Origin of the sequence: Vibrio sp. 1F263 (assembly GCF_041439035.1) — a bacterium.
Classification (GTDB): Bacteria; Pseudomonadota; Gammaproteobacteria; order Enterobacterales; family Vibrionaceae; genus Vibrio; species Vibrio tasmaniensis_A.
In genome coordinates this window covers 1-11,986 of the sequence record NZ_JBGONI010000059.1, presented here as the reverse complement: position 1 = coordinate 11,986, position 11,986 = coordinate 1, and the positions used below count along the sequence as shown (strand labels likewise).

Annotated in this window: 12 protein-coding genes and 3 pseudogenes; 7 read left to right on the top strand and 8 right to left on the bottom strand. The window is 41.0% G+C overall.

Going from position 1 to position 11,986, the window contains the following annotated elements; translation table 11 throughout:
- Nucleotides 1-139 precede the first annotated feature (139 nt).
- A pseudogene (locus tag ACED25_RS21795) lies at nt 140-673 on the top strand (integrase).
- Nucleotides 674-860: 187 nt separating this feature from the next.
- Nucleotides 861-935 (top strand): annotated as a pseudogene (locus tag ACED25_RS21790) (S-adenosylhomocysteine hydrolase); the annotation flags it as partial.
- Here the strand turns inward: ACED25_RS21790 and ACED25_RS21785 are convergent.
- From ACED25_RS21785 to ACED25_RS21775, 3 genes and pseudogenes are all read right to left on the bottom strand, one after another.
- Nucleotides 927-1,166 (bottom strand): annotated as a pseudogene (locus ACED25_RS21785) (IS6 family transposase); the annotation flags it as partial. The pseudogenes ACED25_RS21790 and ACED25_RS21785 sit on opposite strands and share 9 nt — an antisense overlap.
- 117 nt (nt 1,167-1,283) lie before the next feature.
- On the bottom strand, nt 1,284-2,546 hold the full coding sequence (locus ACED25_RS21780; protein WP_371696086.1) for a type II toxin-antitoxin system HipA family toxin: 1,263 nt from the start codon (nt 2,544-2,546) through the stop codon (nt 1,284-1,286).
- On the bottom strand, nt 2,533-2,868 hold the full coding sequence (locus ACED25_RS21775) for a helix-turn-helix transcriptional regulator (protein WP_017100095.1): 336 nt from the start codon (nt 2,866-2,868) through the stop codon (nt 2,533-2,535). Before ACED25_RS21775 ends, ACED25_RS21780 begins: the two co-directional genes overlap by 14 nt.
- Nucleotides 2,869-3,294: 426 nt before the next feature.
- Here ACED25_RS21775 and ACED25_RS21770 point away from each other — a divergent pair, with 426 nt between their 5' ends.
- From ACED25_RS21770 to ACED25_RS21760, 3 genes are all read left to right on the top strand, one after another.
- Nucleotides 3,295-3,699 (top strand): nuclear transport factor 2 family protein, encoded by a 405-nt coding sequence (locus tag ACED25_RS21770; protein ID WP_017100096.1) that lies wholly within the window; start codon nt 3,295-3,297, stop codon nt 3,697-3,699.
- A 28-nt stretch (nt 3,700-3,727) separates the two neighbouring features.
- A complete protein-coding gene (locus ACED25_RS21765; protein ID WP_017103707.1) occupies nt 3,728-4,432 on the top strand; it encodes a TetR/AcrR family transcriptional regulator in 705 nt (234 codons plus the stop codon).
- 282 nt (nt 4,433-4,714) lie between these two features.
- Nucleotides 4,715-5,953 (top strand): ISL3-like element ISVa7 family transposase, encoded by a 1,239-nt coding sequence (locus tag ACED25_RS21760; protein WP_371696085.1) that lies wholly within the window; start codon nt 4,715-4,717, stop codon nt 5,951-5,953.
- Between the two features lie 547 nt (nt 5,954-6,500).
- Here the strand turns inward: ACED25_RS21760 and ACED25_RS21755 are convergent.
- The 3 genes from ACED25_RS21755 to ACED25_RS21745 all read right to left on the bottom strand — a co-directional run bounded on the left by ACED25_RS21755 (nt 6,501) and on the right by ACED25_RS21745 (nt 8,372).
- A complete protein-coding gene (locus ACED25_RS21755; protein ID WP_017100563.1) occupies nt 6,501-6,890 on the bottom strand; it encodes an HIT family protein in 390 nt (129 codons plus the stop codon).
- A 401-nt stretch (nt 6,891-7,291) separates the two neighbouring features.
- Nucleotides 7,292-7,429: a rubredoxin-like protein gene (locus tag ACED25_RS21750; protein ID WP_076679133.1), complete on the bottom strand. Its 138-nt coding sequence runs from the start codon at nt 7,427-7,429 to the stop codon at nt 7,292-7,294.
- 256 nt (nt 7,430-7,685) lie between these two features.
- Nucleotides 7,686-8,372 (bottom strand): toll/interleukin-1 receptor domain-containing protein, encoded by a 687-nt coding sequence (locus ACED25_RS21745; RefSeq protein WP_076679134.1) that lies wholly within the window; start codon nt 8,370-8,372, stop codon nt 7,686-7,688.
- Between the two features lie 544 nt (nt 8,373-8,916).
- Here ACED25_RS21745 and ACED25_RS21740 point away from each other — a divergent pair.
- Nucleotides 8,917-9,777 (top strand): hypothetical protein, encoded by an 861-nt coding sequence (locus ACED25_RS21740; protein WP_016800229.1) that lies wholly within the window; start codon nt 8,917-8,919, stop codon nt 9,775-9,777.
- On the top strand, nt 9,770-10,480 hold the full coding sequence (locus tag ACED25_RS21735) for an RES domain-containing protein (RefSeq protein WP_016800228.1): 711 nt from the start codon (nt 9,770-9,772) through the stop codon (nt 10,478-10,480). The genes ACED25_RS21740 and ACED25_RS21735 overlap by 8 nt, the downstream gene beginning before the upstream one ends.
- Before the next feature lie 162 nt (nt 10,481-10,642).
- On the opposite strand, the gene ACED25_RS21730 is transcribed toward ACED25_RS21735, so the two are convergent.
- On the bottom strand, nt 10,643-10,924 hold the full coding sequence (locus ACED25_RS21730) for a hypothetical protein (protein ID WP_108173226.1): 282 nt from the start codon (nt 10,922-10,924) through the stop codon (nt 10,643-10,645).
- A 207-nt stretch (nt 10,925-11,131) separates the two neighbouring features.
- The gene (locus tag ACED25_RS21725) at nt 11,132-11,680 is read right to left on the bottom strand and encodes a hypothetical protein (RefSeq protein WP_108173227.1); all 549 of its coding nucleotides are present in this window, start codon (nt 11,678-11,680) and stop codon (nt 11,132-11,134) included.
- Nucleotides 11,681-11,986: the final 306 nt, after the last annotated feature.

Below are 11,986 nucleotides of genomic sequence, written 5' to 3'. Positions count from 1 at the left end.
TAATTTGTCCGCCACGGGTAAAGTGGTTGCCGGACGCGCGTTTAGGTCTAGGCATAGTGGTTCCTTGAGAGTTAAATGCAGTACTTTTTATATAATTACCTGCGTATGCAGATGAGCTGGTTTAGATTGGAGGTCAATTATGTGGACGAAGAAAGGTCATCTAACAGGGCAGAAAAAGTCCTTCAAGCTTGAAGATATCTGGCGAATTCGCACTAGGCTTGAAATCGACCTTGCTCAATCTCGCTATCGATTGCAAGTTACGTTCTTGTGACTTACTTAGAATGAAAGTGAGGGATATCTCTTCTGGTGGTGCGATTCAAGATCGCGTGCTTTACAGCCAGAGGGGTACAGTTTGAGCTCACTTCACGCACTGCACAGCCAACTCTCTGCACCAGACTCTATTTTCCCAAGTCCTCGAAGGCAGGGTAAAGCAATTAGTTGTAGCAGTTACGCCACCATCATTTTCCGCTGGGTAACGGAACTCGGCTACGATCCCTATCTCTATGGTACCCACTCGATGCGCCGTACCAAGGTGACGTTAATTTAGGCGAGAACCAAAAACATTCGCGCTGTGCAACTATTACTTGGCCATGTTAAGTTGGATAATACCATTTGCTATTTAGGCGTAGAAATTGAGGAGGCTCTGAACATCTCTGAGGGGATAGACTCATAGTAAGGTTGGGGTGTTGATTTTAGAAAGGTCATTTTTAATGACCTTGAAATGATTATTATAAAACAATAGGTTAATAATATTTATTCGTTATTTTTGCCGTATTATCCCCTTTGAGTTTGCCGTATTTCTTCCTGTCATAATAAGGTTGCGTTATATTACGAACACGTATGAAAGTTAGGAGGTTCAAATGACAGCAGTTGATCGCGTTTATCAAAAGATAAAGCGCTCCAGACGCTATGTTTTTGAGCGCAAAGACTTTGATGTAGGTTTCACCCATTCGCCACGAGCCAGATACGGGCTTATTTCTACACCTCGCTCTGTGCTCTAATACTGGCGTAAATTTGATAACCCAACGATTAATAGTGGCCTGATCCACAACGACTCCGCGCTCCAATTGTATCTCTTCAATTTCACGATAACTGAGTTTATAGGCGAGATAATAACGTACGGTTTCGAGAATAACTTCAGAGGGGAAGTGGCAACCTTTAAACATTGAGATTCAGAGTATTAGGTAAAGATTGAGTAAATCTTAACCGACAACGCAAAACTTTGCGACAAAACCCATCATGTCGTACGGACATTGTTTATTTAGATATTCCATGTATTCTACTTAATGACCATCTTGCGGCTTTAAATGTTCCATTTCATTGAATATGTAGTCATTCAATATCACACGTTTGAAAAGTAACTTTCGCGTAACTTCAGGGACATCTAATTCGTTACACACGGATTCAAACTCTTGGGTAATCGTAGAAATTTGAAACCTAATAATTTCTTCTGCTTTTTCAGCCTTAATATTGAAACTTGGTGCTGCTTGCATACAAAGTGATAACAGAGATAAATTAAGATTTTCGAAGATCTTCATTCCATGACTCGCCTCCCCACCTGTACGGTTTTGTGGACAAATATCATAAGCCGGTGACAGGGATATTTTCTCCCCTTCTACAAAGAAAGCATGATTTCGAGCATGGTCATCCGTATTACCGATCAGTACATTAAATACCATCCGTGCAAATAGCTCTTGGCTATCAGAGGTAAAATCGATGCAATACTGCTTCATATTGTTCACTAGGTCTGCGTAAGATGCCTCTCTAGCCCATGTTTCATCTAAGCCTAAAACTGTCAGCCCGGACACCATTGAGCGACGACACCAAACGTCACCAACTAACGCTCTATCAAAGCGTCTTACAAGAAGAACATCTTTTCCTAATACTTTTTCAAAAATAACTTCGGCAACATTGAGTCCTGCTAACTTGGCAAGCCTCATTGCTACGTATTCTGATTGTACAACTTCGTAAGTATCATTTGATGCTGAAAACTTAGCAATATACTTAGCTTCATTACCAGTGATCATCGCTTTCGGGCGAGCACCTCCGAGGGATGTACCATGCATAAGTGCTCTATCCAAATCCGAAGAGATTTCCTTACCTTGACCGACGATTTCAGACGCATTGTATAATTCTTCAAGAGTTGCCGCATCAGTAGAACGATCAAAATACTCAGTGGCCGATTCTTGAAAATCGAGAGAACCGATCCGATCTGAAGCGGAATGCATCAAATACGTCATTTCGCCTAACTCAGCATCGTAGTCTTTGCCCATCAACCGAGAATTAATGACCCTACGTCCCCAAGCATCTGGAGCTGCATCACGCAAGCAAGAGAATATAGGCATACCTTGAACTGGTTCCTTAGTACCAGCAGAAAGCGGTAATTCATTTGAGTAAATTGGTTCTGCATCTGAACGTTTCAAGTAAGACTGACCGTACGTAAAATGTTGGCCAGTTTCATCAATAGTGAGTCTACCTGCTACCACAGGCTCTGATTGTCCTTTAAGCCATTTCCAAACGAAGCATTGATTACTAGAAGTCATCATCTAAAATTACCTTTTTCCTTCTTACTCGATTAGGCAGTAATGCCTCAATTTTCGCATTTGTTTTACGTTTAATAGCAAACTGGTTTTCATCGGGTTCAAATAAAGGAACACCTAATACCCAAGCAGTTTCGAAGTAGAGTCCGATACTTACAGACGGATCACCTTTAAGAATCTTTATCATAGTGGGCTTAGATACCCCAACTCGGGAACAAGTCTCTTCTACAGTGATTTTCTTTTCCTTACGCTGGATTGTAAGCATCGTGGCAAAATGAGTTAGTGCGGCACTAGCAACAGTGCTAACCTGAATGTTACCTCTTCCCATAGTAAATTAACCTTTACCGTAAATATAATAAGGTAAATATTAATTTACCAAAATTTAAATGTCAAAGTAATAGGTTAGAAATAATTATAGTAAAAACTATTTTACTATAAAAATCTTAAAGTGAATTGTAGTTTACAATAAAACAGTCATTGAAATGACTGCAATGAAAAACAGAGATCCTGTCTGAACTCTCTATTTAGTTATTGCTTTACCACACTTTGGTCGAGTAGACGACACCTGAGAAGCTTTTGGACAAAACCTTCCAATTACAGTCAATGATGCGAAATGTTTATGCATTTAATGCAGGAGTGCATTCATTGTTAATGCAGCACCTTTCATTCTATTAAACAGCTACAAACTCAAGCTTGCTCTCATTATTGTTCAGTGTACAATATAGTATTGCACACTGAACAATAGAGTAAAATCATGAATGCCAATACGATAGCAAACAAATACCTTGAAGCACTTGAAGAAGCAAACATTGAAAAAGTACTATCGCTTTTCACGCCAGATGCGTTGGTGAGTTCACCACTTTACGGTGAACGTAAGGCAGCAGACTTTTATCCTGAATTGTTTGAAGATACGAGCAGTTCAAAGCTAACCTTGAAGGGCGTAATGGAAGGGAAATCAACTCGTGACTGTACAGATTTGATATCTATCTGGTTCTACTTTGACTGGACACTTGCCAATGGTGAACCTGCACCTTTTAATGTTGTCGATGTGTTAGAAGTCGACAAAGGTAGCCGCTTGATTACCAAATTAAATATTGTTTACGATACTTTTAACATTAGAAGTTCGTTCAATCTGTCTAAAAAGCAGACCTCCCTTTAGCAAGTACTTTATAGATAGCGGTACCTTTATGAAAAGAAAAGCAAATACAACACCTCTCTCTAAGGAAATTATAATCGAGGTAGCACTGAATCTTATTGCGGAGAAAGGAATCGATACGTTTAGTATTCGAGACGTAGCTAAACGGTTAGATACCTATCCAACAGCTATCTATTGGTATTTTAAAAACAAAAACACACTGTTAGGTGAAATTGCAAATACAGTGATGTCTAGTGTCACACCTAACTACGGTAACCTGGATTGGCACGTCTGGTTGACCCTGTTATTCCAAAACTACAGAGGTGCAGTAAAACACCATCCCCACATCGCAGATTTGATAGGAGGGCGACTTCTGGCAAATGCGTATCAAGATCCTAGATTGCTAGATGGAATTATAGCTGCTCTTTTGGATGCAAATTGTCCGCCGTCTCATATAGTCCCTATGTACAACACAGTAATTGCATCAATGTGTGGTTTCGTAACCATGGAGTTCGGTCATTTACCGCTAGATAATGCGGATGAATGGGAAGCTAAGTTAAGAGGGGAGGCTAAGAAGGTAGAAAATAGTGAGTATCCAAACTTAACTCGTTTTCTACCTCAAATGATGAATGCTTCTTTCATTTTACGCTGGCAAAATGGCTATGACAAACCGATGGATGAGAGTTTTAATAGGTATGTTGATGTTTTTATAGATGGTTTGAAACACCAGATTAACGCACTAAACGAGATGCCATAGCAGGAATTTTATACCTTATGGTAACGTTAATTTCAGAAAGTATTGTGCTTAACTATGCACCTCATGAAGCCAATAAGACACTTTTGAGTTAGAAAGTGCCACGAGTCAAAATTCAGGTCTATGAAGCCTCTGGACAAAAGCTTGTTACGATCTACGGAGCACACTGTATTTTCTGATTACTTCAGGGGCTCTTCTCCGCTTAGATGAGTCTATAAATTAACAATAAAACCGGTAACACATTGATTTATAATCGCTTCCCACCTTATATCTCAGTATTGTAGTTTGTCGTTATTATCTTCCGCTCTATTTAACTTTAAAGGCCAATCCGTACAGTCTGTAACGCTCGAAGAAAGCTCTCATTCAGTACTCGTCAAATGCAAGCGAGATAGACGCTGTAAAGTTGTTGACCCTGAGACTGGAGCACCGCGCACAGTCGACCACTATGTTCACCGTCGCCTGTCGGATTTACCTGTCAGTGGTCGCCCTTGCGTTATAGAAATTGAATTGGCTCAGACAAGAGATAGGCTCGGCCGAAGGTTGGTTGAAGCGACTGATTTTGTTGATAAGGGGAGTCGTTATACCAAGAGATTCTGTCACTTTATTAGTGGACTATGCCGCTATATGAGCATCCACGCAGTGTCTAAGCATTTAGACATTCGCTGGGAAACCGTGAAAAATATCGATAAAGCATTTCTGTTATCTACCTTGCCCGCTTTAGAGCCTAAGAAGTTGACCAACCTTGTTCATATTGGCGTTGATGAAGTCGCCAGGGCTAAAGGCCATGACTATATGACCGTCGTTTATGATCTCGTTTCAGGACAACTTATTTGGGTTGACCATGGGCGGACTTCAAACGTACTCATCAACTTTTTTGAACAATTATCACCGCAAACGAGAGACGGCATCCAAGCGGTATCAATGGATATGGGGCAATCTTACCAATCAGCAGTGAGAAACGCTCTTCCGAATGCAGACATCGTTTTTGACCGGTTTCACGTTATGCAGAACTACTCTCTTCTGATAAGGAAAGAGCGTAATAAAGCGTTTAGGAAAGGAACACATGACGAGAAGAAAATGCTTAAAGGGACGCTATTTTTACTCCTCAAAAATGCGCCGAAATTAAGCGATAAGCAGTCAGATAGGCTAGATGATTTACTTGAAAGCAATAAGACTCTTTGTACGATTTATATGCTCAAAGAGCAGCTTCAAGCCTTATGGGATGAACGTAATTTTGACCTGATGATCGCAGCTCTTGATGCGTGGTGCCAGCTTGCTAAAAAGACGAGGATCTTATCTCTCATCAACTTCGCAGACGCGCTTTGGGAGAGAAGAGTTGGGATCTGCAATTATGCAAAATATAAGCTGACGAATGCCCGAGTGGAAGCAGGGAATGTATCGATAGGTCTTCTTAGACGGCGAGCCCGAGGAGTAAGGGATACTGATTACTTTAAATTGAAGATTAGACAAACCTCAATCCTAGAAACTCACTCTACCATTTACCCAGAAATCAAGCTCATCTAAGCGGAGAAGAGCCCTTCAGGTATAGAAAACATGGTTAGGCAAAAGGCAAGACTTGACCCCATTAGTTCGTTCGTGCTGCCCAAAGGGCTGCAACGGGTTCGAGACTATGGATTTATGCATGGCAATGCGAGGCGGTTAAGGCTGGCTATCTTACTCTTGCTGGCACCACAGTGGATCTGTCCGATGCTAACGTCTCTCCCTGTGCGCAGCAAAGCCGTACGAACGTGCCCTTGTTGCGAGCACGAAATGGTGTGCGTTGGGATCACCCGACCGAGCTAGCCAGCTGACGAGCCGAAAGGTGCTCGCTTATAAGGATAATGGTGCAATGAACACCGCGGAGGTCTAACACGTAAAAGAGACACAGGACAACTATCGGCTTGGGCAGATCGTCAATGATCGGCTCAATGGCTTCATTCGGCTTGAAGACGCGAGGGGAGCCTAAACCCCTCTTGCTCAGACTGAGCAAATTACTAATAAAGGTGTCACCGTGACGGGCTTGTTCAACAACCAGATAAAGTGTCGGCTGGGCGACACTTATCCTTATTTGTTATAAGCGTGCCAGAGATTCGCGCAGTTTTTCTATGCTTTGAACTCCAATCTCACTACTTTTCCACCCAAATTTGTCACCATTAAACCTAGGAAAAATATGGAGATGGTAATGTGAAAGCTCATTGAATTTACCGTTATTTTGAATAAAAGATATACCATCTGGTTCAAAAGTTCGCTCAATACGTTGATAGAGGTCTCTGGCCACCGATTGAATTTCTGTAAGAACTTGGTCTGGTAATTCAATGTAACTTTCGTAAGGGTAGGTTGGGCAGATCAGTATGTGTCCAAAGTTAATAGGATCATGATCAGCGAAGGCTATAACATCACTAGACTCATATACGATTACAGCTTCAATTTCTCGATTAACTATTTGCTCTACTATTGTCATTTGACCTCTCTCGACCAAAGCTTATAACGCTTATTAGGCGACAAATTGTCGTCTTTCATCTTTCGGCAATGCCATCATTTTAATATTAACTCAACTGACAATCAATAAGTTATGACACATGAAGGGAAGTTAGATTGCAAGATGTCGCCTAATGACGAGAATGAACGGTTATCAACTCAATCGAATAAGTTTTAGTAGGGTAAACGCACGCCCTCTAAATTGTGTAGAGTATTTAATCTAAATGTTTTTGGGGCAGAAGTGTTTTAGAGTAGTCGCACTAAGGCACTCTTGTCCCTGAGCGCTAGAAACAGGCGCTCGCAAGAACCGAAATACTCCGACTAAGATACTCTGTCCCAATCAGAGTCAAACATTATACATTGCTGATTGAGACAGGCTTTCAATTATCCTTTGTAATACTCCGTGTGAGCACACTTCGGGCATGGTGGTAAAGTATCATCATGATCATCTAAGTCGACTCGTTGACCGCATTTCTTACAGGTATAACTACCTTTACCCGGTTTTTCTCCTGTTGTAGCCATCATTGCTCTCCATATATTTAATTAGACTTCGCAGTACGCTCAAGCTCTGCACCTGAACTAAAACAAATATACAACCAAGCGCACATAAGAAATGTGACTAAGTTCGTTTTTCAAACGTTTGTAGCAATAGAGCTAAGGCACCTTTGTCCCTAATAACTATGTTGTTCAGGAGGTTTGGCTACTATCGCAGCCAATAGACGGCTATTGATTACCCACCGAAGGAGCGCTCTTCCTTAGGCAGTATTCAACCGACGAATTAGATATCTACCAACTCGGCAATTTTCTCTGCTACAACTTCCATTGAATCCTCAGAAGTATCCAAACCTGTTCTGGATGCTAGCATGGGGCTGACATTTCGTAGGGCTTCATAAGATGTGTTATGTACAATTGGAATAAGTTGGTTGCCAGCTAATAGTGTTGAAAGTTCTTTGTCGGCGACACTCTCTTTTGGAAGCCGCTCCAACATCGCTGGAGTCACCAATACAAGTCCTATTCGAGAGTTGGCCAATCCCTTATCGATAGCGCGCATCATCGGCACACCAAGTCCAAGATCCTTTTCGCTAAACCAAACTTTAACACCTGCTGCTTCAAGTAAATCATGCAATTCTTTAGCTGCGTCTTTACGGTCGCCCCATGCATGGCACAAGAATACATCTCGAAGAGCTGGTTGTTGTGCTGCACGAGTTTCGACTGTTTCGCGTATCGGTGTAAGAGACTGAATTTGAGCGGATGTATAAGATACAGAAGAGCCTGATTTAGACCAACTTGGCTTTTTACTGCTACTTGTTCCGCTACTACTAATGCGAGATGGAGAGTAAGATGAGGTTGAGTATGAACTGTAACCTCCACTTCCATAACGACTATAGCGTCCACCACATGCCGGGCAATTAGCTGCGGCGGCCGCTGAACGATGTCCTCTTGATGGTGCTGTGCATCTAGCCAATTGTTTACCTCTCTATTCAAATGAGTATTAATGTAACCTTCGCAAGGTATTACGACCGAAAAAACACAACATATAGTGTGTCATCAGTCTCACAATGGAATATACGGGGTAACAAAAACCACATTCAAGATAAGGGGGCTTAAAGTTTTGTCTAGATATCAGATTAGTGAATCTTATCTCATTTATATGAAATTGATATTTATGAGCATTACAACCAACATATCGATTCAGCTATCGATAGCTTTTAAGGTCTAGTCACTATTTGCAAATATAAACAAAAGAAATTGAAAACTAACTCGCTTGATGGCTCACATCGCTTTTGTCCCAATGAGTGCTATCACCGTAGAGGTCAAGCACGTCTCTGGACATAAATGAGTTTATAAAAACCTTACATTAGCGATTCATGAATAACTACAGGTATGGCAATTTGTTTAACTTAGGGGCCAGTATTGATGGGGTAGCTCATCTCTAAAAGGCAATAATAATTTGCATAGTTGTTACTATGGATCTAAGGTGTACAATAATACCTAACGAGGCAGTATCCATGCGAATTTCTAGGGAAGCAGAGCAGTACATTCTACAATGTCAGTTAACGGCGTTAGAGGAACAAGAATACGAAAATGATGATCATGACAGTATTCAAGAGCCAGTGACCGTTAATAGCTTGAGAGAAGCAAAGCCTTTACTCGATAAGGGCATAACTGTCGTATTAAATGGGAAGCATTTGACAGCTAAAAACGGTCGTGTCTTTGCGGCTCCAGCTCATGTGATTAACCGAAGTGTAAAGCTTGGGTTTGAGGAAGCAGAATTAGTTAGTGGTGCCATGCGTGTGATGGAACATCATATAGCTCATGGTTCTGTTAAGCACATGTATCGCCTACTACAACAGGATGCTCAGAAAAGTTTTGATGACTTCAAGGAAGCCATTAAGCCACATACAAGTGCAGATGATACACAATATTTAATAGCAAAAGACTTGAACGAGATTGAAGCTAGAGCAAAAAACTTCCCGCTAATTACAGCAAAGCAAGCATCAGTACTGTTTGGAGAAGTAAGTGCTGCAAATCCTTCAAGATTGGTTGCTAAACTCAAAAAAGAAATGAAGCTACTCGGCTTTTATTTTGGAAATTCTCGTAATATCCAGATCCCAGCGTTTCAGTTCGACACTGAACGTCTTGGTGTGTACAAGCCAGTCGAAAGGTTGTGTCACATATTTGATGGGTTAAATGATTGGGGAGTGTATAAATGGTTAACAACTCACAATGATGATCTGGAGTGCACACCTGCTCAAGCTATAAGCCGACCCGAGCTTGAAGAAGATTTGCTATACCTAGCAGGTTTGTTTAAGTCTCAAAGCACATTGCGTGACTTAACCTTTGCTTCAGAAGAGCAAGACTATGAGTAAGGCGCCACCACTGCTGAAAATCGAACCTGGTCGTCATTTTTACCGTGCATTAAATAAGGTATATGACGACAATGGTGAGCGTGCTTACACAGCCATAGATCCGAATCCATTTCTACAAGTTAAGTTCACTAGTGATATTAGGGCTATCTACTCTGATGGTACGGTCACCGCTGGTCGCTTTTCGCCATTCCGCTCTAACGACAAAGCAGTCCCTGCTCTGTATATAGCACCAACTAGAGAAACGGCCTATTTTGAAACGGTACTACGACCACTTGCTACAGATTCAGTAGTAACGTTATCATCCAAAGAGTTTCAAAATCTCGCTGTGGCTACAATCTCTTTTAGAAAGGAGCTAACCTTTGCTGATTGTAGAGCTGCATATCTGAAAGGCGGGGCCGAAGCATTTTGGGATATTAGTTTTGATGATTTGTTTAACAAATCTCAGCTGAAATGCTTGGATATAGCAAGAACGCTAGCTAAGCACATTCATAATACCTACCCCAATGTAGATGGCTTAGTTTGGGATAGTGTTCAACAAGGAAATATTGTCCCAGTATACGTGATTTTTGGACCAAAGCGGGAGGGAGACATACATTTAGAAGTGGATGCTTTGGAGGATATCGCTACATGGAAGCCTTATTTACACCAAGCTGTACAGAATGACCACTTAACCATATCTTCAGATCTAGCATCGCTACTTTAAATGTTAGCGTGGCACTTTCGCGTTAAAAGTGCCACGGGTAAAAATTCAACCAGAGAAGCTTTTGGACAAAAGCACGTTAGAGTATGGATTCTAACGTGCCAAAATTGGATTAGAAAAAGTATCTTGAAACCTTAAATGCTTGTTATGTTTGTAGCTGAAACGTCATCGCAAAGCTTGAACAAGTGACGTGATAGCCGCCACTGCTGTAAAAAACAACATTCCCAACGTCATGCTCATCGAATGTCGCATCTGCTTTAACTTCAAGGCTTCTTGATCTTGGCTCTCTAGTTTAGTTTTATTATTCTCTTCTTGCTCAATCCAAGCTTTCACTATGTGCCAGTTTTTAGAGCCGGGTCTGCCATGTTTTTGCTGCGACCATTGAGTTTTAACTTTATCTAAGCCGCGATTTTCTAGAGCCATAAAATAAGAGTCGTTACTAGCCATGTCATACTCCTTATGATGTGTACGACACTTTTATACCAACAATCCAAAATCCGTTAAAGCTATAATTTTCGTGAAAAACATAACGCTACGTTAAGTGGTGAGCAACGCAGACCACTGCACTTAAAGCATTGTGCCGTATACGCTAAAGCTGAAGCAAACTAAAAATGCCAAGCGTTGGGAATCCGTCTTAAACGCTTTGATACCATCCTACGCACCCCACTTTTCTATGTCTTCCTCAGTTAGTAAAGGAATGATCTTGGGCTCTAGATCTTTACGTAAAGTAGCTACATGCGAGAGCAGTTTTAAAGACATACTTTCAAAAAGATCCAATTGTTCAGGGCTCAAACACCTTGAACTTCTATTCCTCACCGGCTGGAGCATTTGAAAATCCCCGTAAGTATGGATAGCAAACTTCATTTCAATAGCCTGAGAATCTGAATGTGCAATAAGCTGATTCCTAAGCTGGATTAAAAATTTATGTAAGGAAAGTTCGTCAGGTGATAAGACTTTTAGTACGGTAGTAGGTAAATCGGGCACCTTAATTTGATTTCGAGAATCATTTCCAGAAAATGGCTTACAGTAAGCTAAGATCATCGAATTAGTTAATGCAGAAAGAACAAGAAAATTGCCTTCGAATTCAGCGTAAAGTTTGTTGTTTTTTATGTAACTAACGATATCGTTAGCTTCTTTAAAGTCTGCAAATGAGATAGCAACTCGCTTGAACTGCCTCAACAAACCGTCACTTTTTCTATCCACAACAACCTCTAGTTTATTCGAATCGTATAACGCTTATTAGTCGACAAACTGTCGTCTTTTTCTTCTATATAATGCACTCTTAATCATATTGGTTCAATTAAAAATCAATAAGTTAAGTAAGACAAGGGATACTAAGCTGCAAAATGTCGCCTAAAAACGGGAACGCTAAGTTCTCAACTCAAGTGGATAAGTTTGAGTAGGTCAAACTCAGATTAACAAGATATGAATGAGTAAAAGATCTAACACTAAATGGGGCGTGCGACGTGAGGTCGTATGAAGCGCTGTTCACCGCTCAATGTGTGAACC